This is a genomic window from Ramlibacter sp. (assembly GCF_035554825.1).
Taxonomy (GTDB): domain Bacteria; phylum Pseudomonadota; class Gammaproteobacteria; order Burkholderiales; family Burkholderiaceae_C; genus Ramlibacter.
The window spans coordinates 15,580-35,491 of the sequence record NZ_DATMHS010000079.1 but is presented as its reverse complement, the minus strand read 5'-3'; the positions used below and the strand labels follow the sequence as shown (position 1 = coordinate 35,491).

General features: G+C 69.5%; 21 protein-coding genes. 10 read left to right on the top strand and 11 right to left on the bottom strand.

Annotated elements, in window-relative coordinates:
* Positions 1 to 2: 2 nt before the first annotated feature.
* Positions 3 to 197, bottom strand: coding sequence for a DUF2905 domain-containing protein (locus tag VNT59_RS10335; RefSeq protein ID WP_325498321.1), 195 nt, complete (start codon positions 195 to 197; stop codon positions 3 to 5).
* 20 nt (positions 198 to 217) lie between these two features.
* Positions 218 to 1,333, bottom strand: a complete 1,116-nt coding sequence (locus tag VNT59_RS10330; protein WP_325498320.1) for a class I SAM-dependent methyltransferase — start codon at positions 1,331 to 1,333, stop codon at positions 218 to 220.
* A gap of 17 nt (positions 1,334 to 1,350) precedes the next feature.
* Between VNT59_RS10330 and VNT59_RS10325 the strand changes: the two genes are divergently transcribed.
* Positions 1,351 to 2,136, top strand: coding sequence for an SDR family oxidoreductase (locus VNT59_RS10325; protein ID WP_325498319.1), 786 nt, complete (start codon positions 1,351 to 1,353; stop codon positions 2,134 to 2,136).
* A 17-nt stretch (positions 2,137 to 2,153) separates the two neighbouring features.
* Positions 2,154 to 2,519, top strand: coding sequence for a dihydroneopterin aldolase (locus VNT59_RS10320; protein ID WP_325498318.1), 366 nt, complete (start codon positions 2,154 to 2,156; stop codon positions 2,517 to 2,519).
* Between the two features lie 174 nt (positions 2,520 to 2,693).
* On the opposite strand, the gene VNT59_RS10315 is transcribed toward VNT59_RS10320, so the two are convergent.
* The 6 genes from VNT59_RS10315 to VNT59_RS10290 all read right to left on the bottom strand — a co-directional run bounded on the left by VNT59_RS10315 (position 2,694) and on the right by VNT59_RS10290 (position 6,650).
* Entirely contained in the window at positions 2,694 to 3,302 is a 609-nt protein-coding gene (locus tag VNT59_RS10315) for a hypothetical protein (RefSeq protein ID WP_325498317.1), read from the bottom strand.
* Complete coding sequence (locus tag VNT59_RS10310) at positions 3,299 to 3,706, bottom strand: nuclear transport factor 2 family protein (protein ID WP_325498315.1); 408 nt, start codon at positions 3,704 to 3,706, stop codon at positions 3,299 to 3,301. Before VNT59_RS10310 ends, VNT59_RS10315 begins: the two co-directional genes overlap by 4 nt.
* Positions 3,707 to 3,824: 118 nt before the next feature.
* A complete protein-coding gene (locus VNT59_RS10305) occupies positions 3,825 to 4,652 on the bottom strand; it encodes a hypothetical protein (RefSeq protein ID WP_325498313.1) in 828 nt (275 codons plus the stop codon).
* On the bottom strand, positions 4,649 to 5,011 hold the full coding sequence (locus VNT59_RS10300; protein ID WP_325498311.1) for a copper-binding protein: 363 nt from the start codon (positions 5,009 to 5,011) through the stop codon (positions 4,649 to 4,651). The genes VNT59_RS10305 and VNT59_RS10300 overlap by 4 nt, the downstream gene beginning before the upstream one ends.
* Before the next feature lie 262 nt (positions 5,012 to 5,273).
* Complete coding sequence (locus VNT59_RS10295) at positions 5,274 to 6,299, bottom strand: GNAT family protein (RefSeq protein WP_325498309.1); 1,026 nt, start codon at positions 6,297 to 6,299, stop codon at positions 5,274 to 5,276.
* Positions 6,300 to 6,380: 81 nt separating this feature from the next.
* Complete coding sequence (locus VNT59_RS10290) at positions 6,381 to 6,650, bottom strand: hypothetical protein (RefSeq protein ID WP_325498307.1); 270 nt, start codon at positions 6,648 to 6,650, stop codon at positions 6,381 to 6,383.
* A gap of 694 nt (positions 6,651 to 7,344) precedes the next feature.
* On the opposite strand from VNT59_RS10290, the gene VNT59_RS10285 reads away from it, so the two are divergent.
* Positions 7,345 to 8,118, top strand: a complete 774-nt coding sequence (locus VNT59_RS10285; protein WP_325498305.1) for a hypothetical protein — start codon at positions 7,345 to 7,347, stop codon at positions 8,116 to 8,118.
* A gap of 188 nt (positions 8,119 to 8,306) precedes the next feature.
* Here the strand turns inward: VNT59_RS10285 and VNT59_RS10280 are convergent, their stop codons facing one another.
* Both VNT59_RS10280 and VNT59_RS10275 read right to left on the bottom strand, forming a co-directional pair.
* Positions 8,307 to 8,825, bottom strand: a complete 519-nt coding sequence (locus VNT59_RS10280) for a hypothetical protein (protein ID WP_325498303.1) — start codon at positions 8,823 to 8,825, stop codon at positions 8,307 to 8,309.
* 215 nt (positions 8,826 to 9,040) lie between these two features.
* The gene (locus VNT59_RS10275; RefSeq protein WP_325498301.1) at positions 9,041 to 12,220 is read right to left on the bottom strand and encodes an ATP-binding protein; all 3,180 of its coding nucleotides are present in this window, start codon (positions 12,218 to 12,220) and stop codon (positions 9,041 to 9,043) included.
* A gap of 115 nt (positions 12,221 to 12,335) precedes the next feature.
* Here VNT59_RS10275 and VNT59_RS10270 point away from each other — a divergent pair, with 115 nt between their 5' ends.
* The 7 genes from VNT59_RS10270 (at position 12,336) to VNT59_RS10240 (ending at position 19,183) form a co-directional block, all read left to right on the top strand.
* Positions 12,336 to 12,710 carry a group 1 truncated hemoglobin gene (locus tag VNT59_RS10270; RefSeq protein ID WP_325498299.1) on the top strand — a complete coding sequence of 125 codons (375 nt, stop codon included), beginning with the start codon at positions 12,336 to 12,338 and terminating at the stop codon, positions 12,708 to 12,710.
* Between the two features lie 48 nt (positions 12,711 to 12,758).
* Positions 12,759 to 13,577 (top strand): class I SAM-dependent methyltransferase, encoded by an 819-nt coding sequence (locus VNT59_RS10265; protein ID WP_325498297.1) that lies wholly within the window; start codon positions 12,759 to 12,761, stop codon positions 13,575 to 13,577.
* Positions 13,578 to 13,723: 146 nt separating this feature from the next.
* Positions 13,724 to 14,914 carry a nicotinate phosphoribosyltransferase gene (gene pncB / locus VNT59_RS10260; protein ID WP_325498295.1) on the top strand — a complete coding sequence of 397 codons (1,191 nt, stop codon included), beginning with the start codon at positions 13,724 to 13,726 and terminating at the stop codon, positions 14,912 to 14,914.
* A 44-nt stretch (positions 14,915 to 14,958) separates the two neighbouring features.
* On the top strand, positions 14,959 to 15,882 hold the full coding sequence (ttcA, locus tag VNT59_RS10255; RefSeq protein WP_325498293.1) for a tRNA 2-thiocytidine(32) synthetase TtcA: 924 nt from the start codon (positions 14,959 to 14,961) through the stop codon (positions 15,880 to 15,882).
* 28 nt (positions 15,883 to 15,910) lie between these two features.
* Positions 15,911 to 16,516: a DUF4136 domain-containing protein gene (locus VNT59_RS10250; RefSeq protein WP_325498291.1), complete on the top strand. Its 606-nt coding sequence runs from the start codon at positions 15,911 to 15,913 to the stop codon at positions 16,514 to 16,516.
* A 49-nt stretch (positions 16,517 to 16,565) separates the two neighbouring features.
* On the top strand, positions 16,566 to 17,210 hold the full coding sequence (locus VNT59_RS10245) for a histidine phosphatase family protein (protein WP_325498289.1): 645 nt from the start codon (positions 16,566 to 16,568) through the stop codon (positions 17,208 to 17,210).
* Positions 17,211 to 17,404: 194 nt separating this feature from the next.
* Positions 17,405 to 19,183, top strand: a complete 1,779-nt coding sequence (locus VNT59_RS10240; protein WP_325498287.1) for a lysoplasmalogenase family protein — start codon at positions 17,405 to 17,407, stop codon at positions 19,181 to 19,183.
* On the opposite strand, the gene VNT59_RS10235 is transcribed toward VNT59_RS10240, so the two are convergent.
* Entirely contained in the window at positions 19,184 to 19,903 is a 720-nt protein-coding gene (locus tag VNT59_RS10235; RefSeq protein WP_325498285.1) for an ABC transporter ATP-binding protein, read from the bottom strand.
* Positions 19,904 to 19,912: the final 9 nt, after the last annotated feature.

The following is a 19,912-nucleotide window of genomic DNA, read 5'->3' as shown; positions in this document are numbered from 1 at the left end:
CCTCAGATCAGTTTGGAAATGAGCCCCGCGGCCAGGCTCAGGACCACGGTCGTGGTGAGCGGAATGAACCAGTCGCGCCCGAACAGCCTGAAGCGGAAATCGCCGGGCAGCTTGCCGAAGCCCAGGCGCTGCAGCAACGGACTGAACCAGTTGATGAGCATCAGGGCCAGGAAGATGACGATGATCCAGCGAATCATGGGGCGAGTCTAAAGGGCGATCACAGGGTGTGGGTGCGATCGCCCTCGCGAAAGCCCAGCGCGTCCCAGAAATCGCCGCGCTGGAACGCGATCACCTTGAACAGCTCGCCCATTTCGTGTTCCGCCAGCAGCCGCTGGCCGGCGACGCGCCCCGCCATGTCGCTTGCGGCCAGCAGCGGGACGATCCCGCAGTTGATCAGGAAGCGCGCCTGCGTGGTGTAGCCCAGCACCGGCAGCCCCGCCTCCTGCGCCGCGGTCGCGATGCCGGTGAAATTCACGTGCGCCGTGATGTCCTTGCTGCCGACATCGGCCAGCGGATCGGCGTCGGCGAGGTGCCCGCGGTGGCACATCAGCGTGCCCATGTGGCGCTGCGGATGGTAGTACTCGGCCTGCGGAAAACCGTAGTCGATGAAGAAGGCAGCGCCGCGCTCGAGCCGGTCGCCGAGCGTGCGGACGAAGGCGTCGGCCTGCGGATGGATCTCGGTGACGTAGTCGTGGTCACCGTGCGGGTCCACCGGCGGCCGCAGCTCGGTGAGCCGGTCCTGCCACGCCAGCGTCGCCGCGCCCGGCGCGGCAGTCGGGTCGGCCAGCGCCACCCCCCGCTCGTGCCACGAGCCGCCCAGTCGCGCCAGCAGCTTGACCGGCATGGCGTCGAGCACCTCGTTGCCGACGATCACGCCGCGCATCGTGTCCGGCAATTCGCTGGCCCAGGTGACCTGCGCGCCGAAGGGGGCGAGCGCCGCCTGCTGGCGCGCGCGCAGGCTGCCGGACAGATCGACGATCGTGTAGCGGCGCACCTTGGCGCCCAGCGCCTGCAACAGCTGCAGCGCCAACGCGCCGGAGCCGGCGCCGAACTCCCACACCTCGTCGGTGCCGGTGGCCTGCAAGGCATCGGCGACCTGCGCCGCGAGCGCCCGCCCGAACAGCGGACTCATCTCCGGCGCGGTCACGAAATCGCTGCCCGAGGACGGCATCTGCCCGAACTTGCGCGACTGGTTGGCGTAGTAGCCGAGCCCGGGCGCGTACAGCGCCAGCGCCATGAAACGGTCGAACGGCAGCCAGCCGCCGCTGCGGTGGATGGATTCCTGGACCAGGGCGAGGACGGCCCTCGTTACACTGCTTGCTTCTGTCGTCACCCCCGGATTCTGACCGAATGAGCGCCCCGCCCCGTCCGCGCACCGTGCTGGTCACCGGCTCCGCCCGCCGCCTCGGCCGTGACATCGCGCTCGAGCTGGCCCGCTCGGGCTGGCAGGTGGCGATCCATTACCGGGCCTCGGCCGCCGAAGCCGCGACCGCGCTCGACGACTGCCGCGCGGCCGCGCCGGCGGGCCTCGCCTTCGAAGCATTCCAGGCCGACCTCGACGACGAAGGCGCGGCCCGCGGCTTGCTGCCCCGGGTGGTCGACCGGTTCGGCGCGGTGGACGCGGTGGTCAACAACGCATCGATCTTCGAGCACGACGACCTCGAGCGGTTCGGCTACCAGGCCCTCATGCGGCACATGCGCGCCAACGCCGGGGCGCCGGTGCTGCTCGCGCAGGCGCTGCACCAGCATGTGCGCTCGCGCGGCGCCGGCGACGCCGCCGCCGTGGTGGTGAACCTGCTCGATCAGAAGCTGTGGAACCAGAACCCCGACTTCCTCAGCTACACCCTTTCCAAGGCCGCGCTCGAAGCCGCCAACACCGCACTGGCCATGGCGCTCGCGCCGCTGGTGCGGGTGGTCGGCGTCGCGCCCGGCCTCACGCTGACCAGCCATATGTTGTCGGCGGCGAAGTTCGACGAACTGCACCGGCTCGCGCCGCTGGGCCGTTCCTCCGAACCGCGGGATATCGCGCACGCGGTGCGCTTCGCGCTGGAGAACCGCGCCATCACCGGCACCACCCTGCTGGTCGACGGCGGCCAGCACCTGGTGAGGTTTCCCCGCGACTTCTCATTGATGTAGAGCCCGGAGCGCGACGCATGTCCAAAGGCATCCAGATCCTCGCCCTGACGGGCCTGCGCTTCGACGCCAACCTCGGCATCCTGGAGCACGAGAAGAACGCGCCCCAGCCGATCCAGGTCGACGCCGAGCTGAACCTGGGCACGCAGCCGCTCGAGCCGCGCGACGACGACATCCGCCACGTGCTCGATTACCGCAAGGTGCGCCGCATCATCATCGACGAGTGCACGGCGCAGCACGTCAACCTGCTGGAAAGCCTGATCGGCAAGCTGGCCCAGCGGCTGATGCAGCTGCCGGGCGTGGTCGGCGTGCGGGTGCGCATCGCCAAGCTGCAGATCTTCGACGACTGCGAAGTGGCGATCCGCGTCGAGACCGGCGCGTGGTGACCGTGCGCACGCGACGGCGGCGCCCCCTTCGCTGACCTTCGGGAGTTGCCATCCAGAACTGCGTACCGGTTCGCAGCTCTGCATGTCGCCGCTCGTGATCAGCCACTGACTGGGTCGCGCGCTTGCTGTACGACGGATGCGAAGAGCCGAGCGCTCCGCGACCGCCGGACGTGGTCAGACAGCGCCTGGCCCCTTGCTCTGCGCTTGTGTCCCCCCATGCATACGCAGCTTCGCAAGCTCCAGCAACGCGCGTTCGCTGGACGCGACAAGAGCCGGGTCGGTTTCTTTCCGGATCGACCGCGATTCGACAAAGCAGCGCTCCGCGGCGTCAAAGTCTTGCTCTTCGACCCGGCTGCGCCCCCAATGATGCAAGACAAAGTGCTCCAGCCGACGCCAGCCATTGCAGCGAGCTGATTCGAGTGCTTCGGCAAAGAGTGCATTGGCCCGCGGACGGTCGTTGGAATACTGTGCTGCAGTAGCCAGGCTGTGAAGCAACCAGGCCGACTCTTCCAGTGTGGAGTGAGAGCGCGCCATTCCGACGTGGCCAAGGCCCAGCGACAAGCCTTCCCCTTCCCGGCCGGCTGCGGTGAGCATTCCGACAAGCGCGCCCGCATGGTCAAGAATTTGCTTCGCGTCGCCGACTGCCAACGCGCAGCCGAGCTGAGAACGGGAGCGGTCGATCTGGACTGCGAGCGCAGTCGCGTCCATCGGCGTGTGGCGCAGGAAAGTCGCCGGCACTGGCAGCACTACCTCCCTCGCCGCCGCTCGCCGCTGCATGCTCATGCCACCTCTTGCTCGTCGATGCCGGCCCATTGAAGGGCGTCCACGCGCTCGGCAAAGGAGAGATATCGGGTGATCTTGCCATTTCGAAAGACGAAGCCGTCGGCAAATCGTCCACCCGTCCAGTCAAGCGAGTTCTTCAAGCGGACCCGTGCATGGAGGTACACCACAACCTTCTCTCCGTTGACCAGGATCTTCTCCGGGTCGCAGGTTCCTTCTGCCCAAGTCCCGCGCCCCTTCGTGACGTTGTCCTGCACTTCCGCGATACCCCGATAGGTGCCCGCGCCTGGAAAGCCTCCGGGCTCGACGCGCACGATTTCGGGATCGAAATGCTTCGTTATCGCCTGCATGTCATTGCGATTGACTGCGGCGTAGAACTGTTCCAGTGCTTCGGTTTCGATGCTCATGAATCTCGCTCGGGGGCGGCGCGGATGGCGCGGCCTGCCGTGAAAGTAGCCGGACTGCGCGGGATTGTCGCGCGCCGCGGATCAACCGGAAAGTGAGCCTCCTGTGGGGCGCCCGGCTTCAACCGGGCCCTCTCTTGAACTCGATCTTTCCGTGGCGGATGGCGTCAATGACTTTGTCGACGTTTTTATCGCCGGGTTTGCGACGCTTGTACTCTTCGAGGTTCTTCAATGCCTGTCCCTTATCGCCAAGCGTCAGGTACGCCATGCCGAGAGCGTAAGCGGCATCGGTGACGCCCACGGCAAGCGCCTGCTCGAGATACGGAAGCGCCTCCTTGGGCTTGCCCACGCCCGCCAAGAACGTTCCATACAGGAAATTGCCACGCGGATGGGACGGTGAGGCGGTAAGCAGCCTCTGGAAGATCGAACCAGCCTTTTCGGCTGCCCCTGCGACGTCGAGATTGTGTCCGATGCTGTTCACGTAGCCGGCCCGAACAAGAAGTTCTGGATTGGGCGCAGGGACGTTGATCAGCGTGTCGAGCATTCCGGACAATGCCCTCACGTCCTGGGTAGCACGTTGCCTATCCTGCGGCGTATCGAATTGCGGAGGGTAGTTCTGCGCATGGGCCGACAGGTCACTCAGCATCTGGTCGAGGTACGCGCCGTCGAACCCGTACTTTCTACCCGAAGGTGTTTCCGAAACCGTGAGCAAGCGCTTGAGATCGTAGTTTCCGTACGCTCTGGCGCTTGCGGCGGAGGCTACCAACAGGACGACCAGGGTAAGCAGGAACTTGCGCACGGTATATCGGTGCCTCACGCCGCAATTGACCGGCACGCTGTGGCATTGCGTCGCCAGGCGTACGCCCACCAGGACGCGGTGCGGCGCAAAGGCGCGGAGTGTCCGCGGCGAACGACGTGTTGGCAGCATGACCGCCTTCCTCGTGATCACTTGCATTCCTTGAAGCGCTCGCACGGCGCGGCGGTGTGGATGGCCGTCAACACGTTCTCGCCGTCGCGGCGCTCGGCCTTGAAAGCGACGCTATCTCCTTCGCGTAGCCCTGCGACAAGGCGCGCATCGACGACTCGATAGGTCACGGTCGAAAACGGGATCTTCGACCGCGGGATGAGCTTCAGCCGGATCGAGAGCTGCCTCCCGTCGTCCTTGGAGATGGACCGAACGATGGCCCTTGTGTAGACGTCGGCTGCGCTCGCGGGCGGTTCAACAACTCCAGCTGCGTGGGCGACGTCGAGAGCGGGTCCGGCCAACACCAGTTGGATGACTGCGGCGAGAACGAACGCGGATTTCATGCTGTCTAGCGCCTGAATCAAGCCGAGCCGCGAAGCGGGGTCCGCTTGAGTGAACTGTCAGGCGCGACTTCGGACAGCGACGCGCCCGGCCTGGGGTCCCAGCATAGACCAAATGGCCGCCCCGACCAACCGGCGAGGTACCCGACTACTTTCCAACACAATGCTGACGCCAGACGCGAAGGCCATGACGAGGTGAGCGGCGTCCATTGGAGGCCGCCTTTGGCGTCCAGCGGCGCCCCGCGGTCATGCGCTGGAACACGGGTCAGGCTGCAGCATGAGGCCGTGACAGTGCGAGTGACATATGCACCTTGCCCTTCAGGCCGGAGTCCGTGCGGATGGCTTGTGGCTGGGTTCCCCAGTCGACAAAGCCGACCGAGCGATAGAGGCGAAGCGCCGGCGCGTTGCCTTCCGTGAGCGTCAGGGTGAGTGACAGGATGTCGGGTCGAGCGGTCGCGGCCGCAATGGCGGCATTCAGGAGTGCGAGACCAACGGACTGGCCACGCTCCTGCGGCTGGACGTACATGCCCAAGACCAGGGCGGAATGACGTGTCTTGGGCTTGGTCGAGTACTCCAGCGCGACGGTGCCGACCAAACTGCTGCCCTTCCAAGCGCCGAACGACGTCGCCAAGCCGTCGGCGCTGCCGATGCGCTTGACCCACCATGACTGAGGTTCGGCTGCGCGTTCAGCCGCGGTGGTGGTGAAGGCGTCTGGCGCCTGTTCGTAGGCCTCGAGCATAAGCGCGCGGTAGGCAACGACGTCGGCGGCAGTGAGGATGGAAACACGCACTCGTTCTGCAGCCTCACGTGAATTTGGCTGGCGCCCAAGGCCAGGTGCGCGCGCAGCGCGCGGGCGCCCTTGCGCGTCCGCGTTGACCGACATGTCAAGGCTCGATGGAGGCCGCACAAACGCCGCCAAGAGCAAGCCGAGAGGAACCGTTGCAACGCCAGGGATTTCGCCGAGCCAAACCACATCCGTTCCGGAGTAGAGGTAAGTCAGGAATGCGACCGCATAGATGACCCAGGTGGCCCCGCAGGCAAGCAAGTGGCCAACGCCAGTCCCGCTCACATACCTTCTCAGCGCAGCGCCAACGATGAACGAAAGCGAGACCATTGGGAGGTAGCTGACCAGAACGATGGAGAAGTACGGTGGGAAGTGCCCAGCCTTGATGGCTCGCAGAGCGCCGCCAAGACCAGGCATCGCGGCAACGGCGGCCAAGACGAAGGGCACCGCCCAAATGAGCCCGACGCCTGCGGCCACGGCGATGAGATAAGAGCGCAGTTGCTTCACGACCTAAACCAGCCTTCGCGTCGGACTTGAGCGGCGCACTGGATGCGAGTGAGCACGCGCACTTCGAAGGGCCGGTGAGGGCTATTCACGGTAGCCACCGACAAGCTCCTCAAAGGCAGGCATCGCATCGAGCAGCCCCTGCTCGGTACGTGAGCTGACCACGAATGCCATGTAGTAGTCACCCTCTTCGAAATAGGCCACTCGCTCCCATTGACCGCGCTCTGCGGGCGCAAGCCAATGGCTCTCTACGGACTTGCCATCTGCCGTGCGCATTTTCGGCGCGGCTCCTATCTTCAGCCCCGCGGCGTCGGAGCGAAATCGTTCGAGATCCTGATCGATGAACTCCCGCAATGATCCGGCTTCAGGTACGCGCGCCTTGAAATGGCATTCGCATACATGACTGCGACAGCATTGGCGAAGGACTGGCCTTCGGGTGCGAACGCGCAAAAGTTGTAGTTCGCACTCTGTTCACGGTCTTGACTCCATCCGGCGGGAGGAGACACCCGGGGCCACCAACGGAGGCAGACCTTCTGGTCGCAAACGAAGGCAGTCTTCTCTACGCCTGCATGCGAAAGCGCCGCGACGGCCAGCACGACGAGGACCAGCAGCGGGCGCAGCATTCTGAAGAGCCCTATCGAATGACATGGCGGCACCCGGCTCGCGGGAAGCCGGGCTCTCGATGGAGCAGTTAGAGCGCATTGTCGGCCCTTTCGTGGCGTATGCCTTGCCCCTCACGGCCTTGGGCTCCTTCCCGGGACGCCTTCCGGCGCAGCTGCGCGAGCGCTTGCGCTGCCCCCCACCATGTTGGCCTCCGAGCGCAAGGTGTCGGCCTCGACGCACCGCCAGCCACTCGGCGCCTTGCTGTTTCTGTACGAGTCGTCCAATGGAAGCCCGCGATCCTGCGAGATCGTGACGGCGCCGCGGCAGAGGCGAGCCGGGTGAGCGGAACCTTCGCCGCCTTACGTGGATTTCTTAGCTCGATCGCGGCCACCCCGGGTAGGCTTCCGCGACCAAAAAACAACAGCCTCGTGCAGGCATCAATCCAATGGCTACCTCTGACTTCATCGCGGCGAACTTCGGTGTTTCGATGGCGCAGGCCCGCGACTTCATCATGTCCCACGTGACCGATCCCGGGTACATCTACAACCTGGCGACGCAGTACCACGTCACCAGCGACATGCTGGGCGAGATCACGGGATACGCCTCGACCCAGGTCGAAGGCTTCTTCACAGCCTACGGCATGGACGGCACGGCCTTGCGCCCCGCCCCCACGGGCACCACCGGCGCGCATCTCCTCGTGCTCGACGGATCGAGCATCCCCGACGTCATCGTCAAGTTGGACACCTACGGCGGCGAGTTGTCCACGGCCTCTCTTCACGCAGCCATCGTCGCGCGGACCGGCCAGGCCGCTTACGACGCCGCGTTCAGCGCGGCGCCGTACGACACCGACCACAATGGCGTGCTGTCCGCGTCCGAGCTCGGCACATCCGCCCTGGGCACGTTGCCGGCGACGGTGGCCACGATCGAATCCATCTTCTTCGGCACCGTGATCAACGCCTTCAAGTCGCTCGACCAGAGCGAGTTGACCAGCCTCGGCTCGTTCGCCGAGACGAACGCCGCTGCCATCGGGGCCGGCGACCCGGGCACGATGCAGCAGTTGGTCTCGATGATGCTGGCCGCCATGTCGACGCCGGCCGCAACCCCGGTGCTGTCGGACGCCATGATCGCGCAGGCCATCGTCGAGCCCGCGGCGGCCCTGATCGGCACGGTGGGAAGCGCGGGGAGCGAGTCGCTCTTCGACGTGCTGCTGTCGTTCTGAACGGTCCGCGCACGGCGGCGGCGCCGAACCGGCGGCGCGTCCATTGACAGCGTTGGCGTGCCGCGACCGGCAGGCAGTGAAAATCCCTGGAGGCCGTCACCGCGGCGGGATTGGCGCCGCCGCCGGTTTTCAGCTCCAGGGACATTGCGTGGAGGGAGCATGTCTCCCTCCGGGGGTGGCCGATGCGCTTAGCGGCCGTCGCGGTCGGAGTCGCCGGGTACGGCGCGCTCGACGGTGTTGCTCACACGGTGCCAGGCGTCGCGCGACGCCTGTTTGGCGCGTTCCCACTCCAGCGAGGAGGTGCCGCGCGCGGTGCCCCAGTCGCGGCTGAGCTCGGGCTCGACCTCGTCGAACGAGCGATTCGGGTACTTCGAGTAGGAGTCGACGCCGTAGCGGTAGGCCGGGCCGTAGTCGTCATAGTTCGCGCCGCTGGTCACGTACGGACGGCTCGCGTAATTGTCGCGCCAGTACGCGTCTTCGACCGCCGGATCGACGGCCTTCGCGATTCCCTTGCCGGCCATGGCCCCAGCCACGGCGCCGACCGCGGCGCCCACCACGGCACCGACCGGGCCGGTCATGCCGCCGACCGCAGCGCCTGCGGCAGCGCCACCAGTCACGCCGCCGGCCACACCGCCGACCACGGCGCCAACGCCCTTGGCCGCCGGGTGATCCTTCTTGTCTGCTGAGTTGTCGCGTCTGTCGCTCATGAAAGCTCCTTCTCTTGGGGCCAGGCGCCGCGGGTCGCCGCACCTGGCTGGTTGCGGAACCCACACGATAGGCCGCCCGGTCGGTCGCCGTTGAGGCGGTCGTCGATACGCACTGCAGGCGGCCGCCTCCCGGCGCTGTCAGGCGCGGCCTACGCCGAGGGCGCGCGCTGCCTCATCGGCGAGAAGTGCAGGAGCCGTTCGAGTGGCCGCGGCGCTCAGGCCTGACCCGCGCGCGCTCCAACCAGCGCGCGGCAGCGCGCTTCCTCGAGCGGGTGACCACAGCCGTGGAAGCCCCGCGCCGCGCTGGCGAAGCCTTCGCGTGCGGCGTCGAGCTCGCCGGCGGCCAGCGCGACGTGCGCCCGCGCCTCGTGCAAGGCGGCGTACCACGCGGGCAGCTTCATCACCACGTTGGCGAGGTATTCGGCCGCCCGCTCGTGGCTGCTGGCCATCTCCATCTCGTGGGCGCGCGCCGCCGCGATGGTGGCGGGGATGGCGAAGGTGATGCGGCACCCCGGGCAGGTTTCCAGCGGCCCGCGCACGCCGGCCTCGGCCTCCTCGACCACGCACAGCGCGGCGTCCGGATCGCTGGCGATGGCGATGCGGGTGCCGTAGATGCGGTCCAGCAGATGAAAGCCGACGCCGGACTGGCGCGCCACGTCCAGCGCGTCATCCACCAGCCCGCGCGCCAGGTCCAGCCGGCCGCGGTACATGGCCAGCTCGGCGCGGCGCTGCAGCGCCAGCGCTTCGCCGGTCGCGCCGCCGATGGCGCGATGCAGCCGCGCACCAGCCACCAGGTCATCCTCGGCCGCGTCGAGCTGGCCGCTGAGCAGCTTGGCCTCGCCGCGCAAGGTCACGGCGAACGCATGGCCGCGCGCGGCGCCCAGCCGCAGCGCCTCCGCCGCCAGCGCATCGGCGAACGCGATGACGTCGGCATAGGGCCGCGCGCCGTACAGGAAGCGCTGCGTGATGCACAGGTGGCCGTCGAACACCCGCACCGCCAGGTGCGGCAGGTGGCCGGTCTCGCGCAGGTCGGCCCACACGCTGCCGTGCAGGTCGCCGCGCGCGTGCGCGGCGGCGGCCTGGGCCCAGGAGGCAATCACCAGTGTGCCTTCGTCGACCGTCTCCAGGGCCAGCCGGCGCACCTGCGCCGCGCGGCGCGAGCCCTCGGCCGGATCGCCGAACCCCAGCGCGGCGGCGCCGCTGTAGGCCAGCGCCTCGGCCAGGCGGCCGGCCACCGTGGTCGGATGCACCCCCTGCAGGTACTTCAGCGCGCCGGGCGGATCGCTCATCTTCACCTGCGCGAGGGCGCGCTTGGCCCGCAGCTCGTGGGCCTGCGCTTCGGGCGCGACCTCGGCTGCCGCGTCGTAGGCCGCCAGCGTGCCGGCTCGCCCCAGCGCGTCCAGCGCCTCCGCCCGCAACGCCAGGGCCTCCGGCTGCATCGGCCGGTGCGCAAGCAGCGGCTCGACGTGGCGCAGCACGTCCTCGAACGCCCCGAGGCGGAACGCGTCGCGCGCCGCCGCCAGCGACCAGGGGGCCGCCCGGTCGGGCTCGCCCGCGGCCAGCCAGTGCCGGCCCACCAGCCCGGGGGGCGCGGCGGCCCGCTCCAGCCGCGCCGCCACGTCGCGATGCAGGGCCACGCGCCGGTGCGGCGGCACGCCGTCGACCAGCGCCTGGCGCACCAGCGCATGACGCAGGCGGTACCGCCCCTCCGCCACCACCAGCACGCCTGAGGCGAGCGCCGCGTCCAGGCGAGCGAGCGGATCGTGGCCGGGGTCGTCGGCGAGCGCGATCGCGGTGGCCACGTCGAACACCTCGGCCGACAGCGCCAGGCGACGCAGGGCCTCCAGCGCGCCCGGAGCCACGTCGCACAGGCGCTCGGCGATGGCGGCCGACACACCGCGCGGCACGTCCGGGTCGGCTTCGTCGCCCGCCATCGGTGACGCCTGCGCCAGTTCGACCACCGCGAACGGGATGCCTTCGGAGCGCCGCGCGATGCGCGCCGCCGCGGCCGCGGACAGCGGCGCGACGGCCGCACGCTGCGCCAGCAGCGCCGCTTCCTCCTCGCCGAGCGGGCCCAGGTCGATTGCTTCCAGTTGCCCCGCGCGCAGCAGCCGTGCCACCTGGCGCTGCAACAGGTCCGTGAGCGCCGGCCGGCACGCCAGCAGCACGCACACCGGCGGGCCGGCGGCCGCCAGCTGCACCAGCATTTCGATGCTGGCGTCGTCGGCCGCGTGGGCGTCGTCGACCATCAACAGCACCGGCTTGCCCGCCGCGGTGGCGAGCAGCAGCCGGCGCACCGCGCCCACGACCTGGTGCCGCCCCAGCGGCAGCGCCAGGCGCGGCCCGGCGCCGTCGGCGGACGTCATCGCGGCCAGCACGGCCTGGGCGTGCGGCCCGATGGCCTGGGGCGCTTGGGGGCATTCGCGCAGCAGCGGCTCGACCAGGTCCGCGGTGATGCCGTACGGCCGGCTCCAGTCGCTCGCCTGCAGCGCGCGCACCTGCCAGCCGAGCCCGCGCGCCTCCTCGGCCACGCGACGGCAGAACGCGCTCTTGCCGAAGCCGGCCGCAGCGCGCACCAGCACGGCGCCCGGCCCACCGGCCAGACTGGCGCGCAGCAGCGCGAGCACCCGCACCAGTTCCAGCGCCCGGCCGACGAAGCGCGGCGCCGCGCCTTCCATGCCGGCCACGCATTCGAGGTAGAGCGCTTCCACCTGGGGGCCGGGCGCCACGCCGATGCCCTGCCGCAGGTGGTCGCGCAGGTGGCCGTACCAGCGCAGCGCCGACGACCGCCGGCCGGCCGCCAGTTCCTCGCGCATCAGTCGCAGGTGGGCCGCCTCGTCGGTCGGCTCCTCGCGCACCAGCCGCTCCAGGTCGCCGGCCTGCCGCAACAGCCGCAGGTACTTCTCGCGCAGGCGCTGGCGCGGCGCCTCGGTCCAGGCTTCGTAGCGCGCCTGCGGCAGCAATTCGCCGCCGTAGAGTTCGGCGGCCGCCTTGCAGGCGAGGGCATCGCCGCTGGCCAGCGCCTGGTCGGCGGCCTGCTCGAAGCGGGCGGCATCGCAGTCGACGCTGCGGTCCGGCAGCAGGAAGACCCGGCCGCCGCGCAGCACCAGCGCGTCGGGTTCGCCCACGAACTGGCGCGCGTGGTGCGCCGCCTTGCGCAGGTTGGCGCTGCCGGCCGCGGGAGCCAGATGCGGCCACAGCGCTTCGATCACCTGCTCGTGCAGCAGGCTGCGCTGCGGCTGCAGGCTCAACAGCTGAAGCAGTTCGGTCGCGCGGCGGCCCAGCGGCGGCTGCGGCGTGTCGGAGGCGCCGGCCGCGGCCCCGGCGCTGAGCCGGAACTGCCCGAGCAGGCGGATCGACAGCTGGCGCGGTTGGGCAAGCGGTGGCAGCGGCATCGCGATTCCCCCTGGCCGGCGGGCGCCGGGAACGTTTCGGGAACACCCGGTGGAGAACATGGCCATCGCAGGCGCCGACCGTGCCTGTATCCACCCTTGCACAGGAGTATGCCCAATGAACCGCACCGAAACCGTATCTCTTTATGACCGCCTCGGCCGCTTCGACGGCATCGAGCGCATCGTGCGCGACGTGATGGAAGCGCACCTGGCCAACCCCGCGATCCGAACCCGCTTCGAGGCCAGCAAGGACCTCGACCACGCCCGGAAGATGGCGGTCGAATTCTTCTGCGCCGGCTGCGGCGGCCCGGAGCCCTACACCGGCCGCGACCTGCTGGCGGCCCACAAGGGCATGAACATCAACGAGCAGGAATACATGGCCGCGATGGACGACATCCTGGCGGCGCTGGAACAGAACGGCATCGATCCGGGCACGCGCGGCGAAGTGACCGCCGTCCTGTATTCCCTCAAGAACCAGGTCATCCGCGTCTGACGCGCGACGCCCTGCCCCTGCCACCTTGCAACGATCGGGAGACCCCTCATGAACCCCAACAAGGCCCTCTGGGAAAAAGGCGACTTCGGCCGCATCGCCGTCAGCATGCGCGAAAGCGGCGAGGACGTGGTCCGCCAGGCCGCCATCACGCGCGGCATGAAAGTCCTGGACCTCGGGTGCGGCGACGGCACCACGGCCATCCCGGCGGCGAAGCTGGGCGCCGACGTGCTTGGCGTGGACATCGCCAGCAACCTGGTCGCCGCCGGCAATCGCCGCGCGGCCCAGGCCGGCCTGGCGGCGACCTGCCGCTTCCTGGAAGGCGATGCCTGCCGGCTGGACGGCATCGAGAACAAGAGCTTCGATCGCGTCGTCAGCATGTTCGGCGCGATGTTCGCGCCCCGGCCCCTCGACGTGGCCCGGGAGATGGTGCGCGTGACCAGGCCCGGCGGCCGCATCGTCATGGGCAACTGGATTCCCGACGACCCGACCCTGGTCGCGCAGCTGCTGAAGATCAGCACGAGCTACACGCCGCCGCCGCCCGCGGGCTTCGTCAGCCCGATGGCGTGGGGCGTGCCCAACAACGTCATCGAACGCTTCGGCGCGGCGGGCATCGCATGGGAGGGCATCAGCTGCGAACGCGACACCTACGTGTTCGACTTCCCGGGCCCGCCGGCGGCGTTCGTCGACACCTTCGCGCAGTTCTACGGGCCGACCATGAATGCGTTCGAGGCGGCCGCCAGGGACGGGCGCGCGCAGGCCCTGCGCGACGAACTGGTGCAGCTGTTCGAAGGGCAGAACCGCAGCCGCGATCCGGACACGACGCTGATCCCGGCCACCTTCCTGCGCGTCACCGTCGACGTCGGCTGACGCGCGCCGGAGGCCGCCAGGCGCTGCGCGGGCGGCTGGCACGCCTGGCCGCCGGCCGGCGCGCAGCGCGAGCTACCATCCGGCCGTGCAGCGAGCCGTTCGCCGGTCGGGCACCGTCATCCACCAGCGATTCAGCCCGGAGCGCCGTGCCCCCGATCATCCAGAGCCTGCTCGACACCGACCTGTACAAGTTCACGATGTGGCAGGCGATGCTGCATCGCCATCCGCAGACGCAGGCGGTCTACACCTTCGTCTGCCGCGACCGGCCGCAGTGGCCGCTGGCACGGTTGCTGCCCGCGGTCGAGCGCGAGCTCGATCACCTCTGCCAGCTGCGGTTCAAGCCGGACGAACTGGCGTACCTCGGCGGCCTGCGCTTCATCAAGAGCGACTTCGTCGATTTCCTGCGGATCTTCCATTTCCAGCGCGATTTCATCCACGCCTGGGCCGCCGGCGACGCCCTGCACATCGAGGCGCGCGGGCCGCAGGTGCACGTGATGGCGTTCGAGATCTTCGTGCTGGCGATCGTCAACGAAACCTACTTCCGCCAGTTCGACCAGGCGCCGGCGCTGGCGGAAGGCCGGCGCCGTCTGGCCGACAAGGTGTCGGCCCTGCGCATGCTGGCGGCCGAGCCGCCCGAGCGCCACCCGTTCGACTTCTTCGACTTCGGCGTGCGCCGCCGCTTCTCGCGCGAGTGGCACCGCGAGGTGGTCGCCACGCTGCGTGACGAGCTGCCGCAGTTCTTCAAGGGCACGTCCGACGTGCTGCTGGCGAAGAACCTCGGCCTGGTGCCGATCGGGACCATGGCCCACGAGTACCTGCAGACCTACCAGGCGCTGGGCGTGCGCCTGCGCGACTTCCAGCGGGCGGCCCTGGAGGACTGGGTGCAGGAGTACCGCGGCGACCTGGGCATCGCGCTCACCGACGTGGTCGGCATGGATGCGTTCCTGGCCGACTTCGACCTGTACTTCGCCAAGCTCTTCGACGGCCTGCGCCACGACTCGGGCGACCCGGTGGCCTGGGGCGAAAAAGCGCTGGCGCATTACGCCAGGCTGCGGATCGAGCCGGCGACCAAGCGGCTGGTGTTCTCCGACAGCCTGGACATCCCGAAGGCGATCGCGCTGTACCGCCACTTCGGCAGCCGCACCCAGCTGGGCTTCGGCATCGGCACCAATCTCACCAACGACGTGGGCCTGACCCCCCTCAACATCGTGATGAAGCTGACCCGGGCCAACGGCCAGCCGGTGGCGAAGCTGGCCGATGCCCCCGGCAAGGCGCTGTCGGTCGACCCCACCTTCCTGGCCTACCTGCGCCAGCTGTTCGGCATTCCCGCGCCCTGAGCCGGCCGGGGCCCGCGGCAGGTCCGGATGCGACAATCGGCGCCATGAGTGCCGTCTGGACCGAAGACAACGAACCGCTGCCGGTGGAGCGGGAGCGCCGCCTGGAGCGCGAGACCCACAAGCTCGAAAAGCGCCTGTGCCGCCTGGTCGGCCAGGCGGTCGGCGACTACAACATGATCGAGCATGGCGACAAGGTCATGGTCTGCCTGTCCGGCGGCAAGGACTCGTACGCCCTGCTGGACATCCTGCTCAAGCTCAAGGCCCGCGCGCCGGCCGATTTCGAGCTGGTCGCCGTCAACCTCGACCAGAAGCAGCCGGGGTTTCCGGAGCACGTGCTGCCGGAGTACCTGACCAAGGTGGGCGTGCCGTTCCACATCGAGAACCAGGACACCTACTCGATCGTCAAGGACAAGATCGCGCCGGGCAAGACCATGTGCAGCCTGTGCTCGCGCCTGCGCCGCGGCATCCTGTATCGGGTGGCCGACGAGCTGGGCGCGACCAAGATCGCGCTCGGCCACCACCGCGACGACATCCTGCAGACCTTCTTCCTCAACATGTTCTTCGGCGGCAAGCTCAAGGGCATGCCGCCCAAGCTGGTCAGCGACGACGGCCGCCACATGGTGATCCGCCCGCTGGCCTACGTGCCGGAAAAAGACCTCGTGCGCTGGGCCGAGCACCGCCAGTTCCCGATCATCCCGTGCTCGCTGTGCGGGAGCCAGGAGAACCTGCAGCGCAAGCAGGTGGCGGCCATGCTGCGCGAATGGGAGCGCCAGCACCCGGGCCGCATCGACACCATGTTCACGGCTTTGCAGAACCTGGTGCCCTCGCACCTGGCCGACCCGGCACACTACGATTTCAAGGGCCTGGCACTGACCGGGGTGGCCAGCGAGGACGGCGATCGCGCGTTCGACCCGCCGGAATTGCCGCCGCTGCCGGCGCTGCCCGATCTGCAAGTCATCAAGATGTGAGGCTGGCCGAGCCTCGGGAGGTTCGATCATGAAATCGCTGTTGCGGCTGCTGGGCCTGTGCGTCGCGGCCGGGGCGCTGCTCGCCGGTTGTGCCTCCACCTATGTGCTGGACAACGTCGTCCAGTCCTATTCCGCCCTGACGGCGCTGCCGTCGCCGGCCACCTACCGCTTCGAGCGGCTGCCGCTGCAGCAGGCGCCGCAGCAGGCGCAGCTGGAGGCGCTGGCCGACCCGGCGCTGCACAAGGCCGGCCTGCGCCGCGACGACGCCAATCCGCGCTACTCGGTCCAGGTGTCGGGCCGGCTGCAGCCGATGCTCTCGCCCTGGGCCGACCCCTGGGATGGCTGGGGCTGGGGCGGCTGGGGCGTGGGCTACCACCATCGCGGCTTCGGCCTGGGCTTTGGCCGGCCATGGGGCCGCATGGAGTCGCCGTGGTACCACCGCGAGGTCGGCGTCGTCGTGCGCGAACTGGCCGGCAACCGCGTGGTGTTCGAAAGCCACGCCACCAACGACGGCCCGTGGCTGGACAACGGGGCCGTCTTCCCGGCCATGTTCGAGGCGGCGCTGCACGGTTTTCCCACGCCCCCGGCCGGTCCGCGGCGCGTCGACATCCAGGTCGGCCGGCCGGCCCCCTGATTGCCTGCTGTCACACGGCCGCGGCGCGGCTGTCCCTACAATGCCGCCGATGGAAGCCACCCGCATCATCGCCGTCCGGCACGGCGAAACCGCCTGGAACGTGGCCGCCCGCATCCAGGGCCAGCTCGACGTGGGCCTGAACGACACCGGCCGCTGGCAGGCTCGCCGCGTCGGCGAAGCGCTGGCGAGCGAAGACATCGCCACCGTCTACACCAGTGACCTCGGCCGCGCCCGCGAGACCGCGCACCCGATCGGCGCGGCGGCGCGGGTGCCCGTCATTCCCGAACCCGGCCTGCGCGAGCGCTGCTTCGGCCTGTTCGAGGGCAAGACCTTCGCCGAGATCGAGGAAACCTGGCCCGATCACGCCCACCACTGGCGCAAGCGCATTCCGGAGTGGGAGCCGCCCGAAGGCGGCGAATCCCTGCTGCAGTTGCGCGCCCGGGTCACCCGGACCGTGGAGACGCTGGCGGCCCGCCATCCGGGACAGCAGATCGTCGTGGTGGCCCACGGCGGCGTGCTCGATGCGCTGTACCGCGTCGCGACGCGTCAGGAAGTGAACGCACCGCGCACCTGGGAGCTGCCCAACGGCGCGATCAACCGTTTGTTGTGGACGCCCGAAGGCTTGACCCTGGTCGGCTGGTCGGACACCCAGCACCTGGACCACGAAGCCCTGGACGAGCACGCGCGTCCCTGAGGCCCGGCGATCGCTCGCGCATTGGCCGGCGCCCGGCGCGCGCCTGTGGCTCCTTCGCCACGGCGATCCCACCGGCAACCTGCACGATCTTCATGATCGGGGTGGCCGGCGGGCCGCAAGGCGGCGCTGTCGAACGGATCATCCGGGTTGACGCCAGGAGCGCGGCCACCCGACCCTGGCGACAATCGGGCGCCATGACCCTCGGCCCGTCGCAACTGATCGTGCTGGCGACCCCGGCCTTCCTGCTGCTGATCGCGCTGGAGATCGCCTGGGGGCTGGCCCGCGGCCGCAACACCTATCGCCTGGCCGACGCCGTGAGCAGCATGAGCGCCGGCATGCTCAGCGAGATCACCAAGGTCTTCACGCGCGTGCTGCGGGTGGGCATCTACACGGCGGCCTACGCGCACGTGGCGCTGGTGCCGCTGGAGGCGGCCCGCGCATTCTGGAGCACCTGGTACGGCTGGCTGCTCGCGCTGCTGTGCTACGACTTCTGCTACTACTGGCTGCACCGCGCCGGCCATGAGATCGCGATCTTCTGGGCGGCGCACGTCGTGCACCACCAGAGTCAGGACTACAACCTGTCGACCGCCTTGCGCCAGACCAGCTCGGGCGCCCTGCTCGGCTGGGTGTTCGCGCTGCCGCTGGCGCTGGCCGGCGTGCCGCCGCTGGTGTTCGGCGCGGTGGCGCTGATCGACCTGCTGTACCAGTTCTGGGTCCACACCGAGCACGTCGGCAAGCTGGGCTGGTTCGACCGCTGGTTCTGCTCGCCCTCGAACCACCGCGTGCACCATGCCGTCAACGACCGCTACCTCGATCGCAACTACGGCGGCGTGCTGATCGTGTGGGACCGCCTGTTCGGCAGCTTCCGGCAGGAGGACGAGCGCTGCGTCTACGGCACGCGCCATCCCCTGAACAGCTTGGACCCGCTCTGGTCCAACCTCGAGGTCTACTGCGCGCTGGCACGCGATGCGTGGCACACCGGCCGCTGGGGCGACAAGCTGCGCGTCTGGATCAAGCCGCCCGGCTGGCGGCCGGCCGACGTGGCCGCGCGTTTTCCGCGCCCGCCGTTCGACCTGTCCGCCGTGCGCCGTTTCGACCCGCCGGTGACCCGGCCGATGGCCTGGTTCGCCGCCGTGCAGTTCGTGCTCCTGCTGGCGGCGGTACTGGCCTTCCTCTGGCGTGCCGACACGCTGGCGCTGCCGCAAGACGCCGTCTGGGTGGCGGCGCTGACCGCCGGCTTGTGGGGAGTGAGCGCGACGCTGCAGGGACGCATCACCTGGCTGGAACTGCTGCTGATCGAGGCCGCGGCGCTGGCGACGGCGACCAGCGCGCTTGGATGGGTCGAGTGGCACCGGTGGTTCAAACCGCTGGCGCTGTTGCTGGCGATCGCCATGGTGGCCGGCCGCGCCCGCCGCAGCACCGGCTGGCGCGGCGGGCAGGCGTTGCTGCTGGCCGGGCTGGCGTGCTCGCTGGCCGGCGACTGCTTCCTGATGCTGAACGGCTTCTTCATCCACGGGCTGGCCGCTTTTTTGGCCGCGCAGCTGTGCTACCTCGCGCTGTTCAAGCGCGGCCTGCCGTGGTTCCCGAGCGGCAAGGCGCTGCTGGCGACGCTCGCCGTCGGCATCGCGATGTACGCGGTCCTGTTCGAGCGCCTGGGGCCGGTGCTGAAGCTGGCCGTGGCGGCCTATGCGATCGTCATTTCGCTGATGGCGGCGCAGGCGATCGGCCGCGCCGCCGTGCGGCGGGATCGCGCCTCGCTGGCCGTGGCCGTGGGCTCGGGTTTCTTCATGCTGAGCGACGCCCTGCTGGCGATCAACAAGTTCGCCCTGCCGCTGCCCCTGGCGCCGCTGTGGGTGCTGGCCACCTACTACGCGGCGCAGTTCCTGATCGCCCGGTTCGCGCTGGAGGGGTCGGCCGGCGCCCAAGAGTCCGTGGCGCCGGGCGCCACGATCGAGGTGCCGCAGGCGGGTTGATCAGCCGCGTGACCACTGCGCCTGCGGCAGGTCGCGCGCGATCGCGCCGTCGATCAGTTCGACCACCCGGTCGCAGCGCGCCGCCAGACGGGGATCGTGGGTCACGATCACGAAGGACGTGCCCAGTTCGTCGTGCATGCGGCGCAGCTGCGCGAACACCTCGTCGGACGAAGCGGTGTCCAGGTTGCCGGTCGGCTCGTCCGCCAGCACCAGCGGCGGTTGCTGCACCAGCGCCCGCGCGATCGCCACCCGCTGCTGCATGCCGCCCGACAGTTCGGCCGGCCGCTTGTGCAGCGCCTCGGCCAGACCGACGGCGGCCAGCAGCTCGCAGGCGCGCCGGCGCTCGTGCGCGCTGACGCGGCCATGCGCCATCAGCGCCGGCATCGTGACGTTCTCCAGCGCGGTGAACGCCGGCAGCAGGTGGTGGAACTGGAACACGAAGCCCAGCGTCACGCGGCGCCGGCGGGTCAGCGCCGCGTCGTCCAGGCCGCCCACCTCCTCGCCCTGCAGCCGGTAGCTGCCAGCGGTCATGCGTTCCAGCAGGCCGACGATGTTCAGCAGCGTGCTCTTGCCGGAACCCGAGGGGCCGACCAGCGCCACGAACTCGCCGTTGGCGATGCGCAGGTCGATCCCGTGCAGCACCTCGGCCTCGCTCGGCAGGCCGATGTTGTAGCGCTTGTGGAGGTCGGACAGCTCCAGGAGCATGGGGGGCTGCGCCATCGCCGCTGC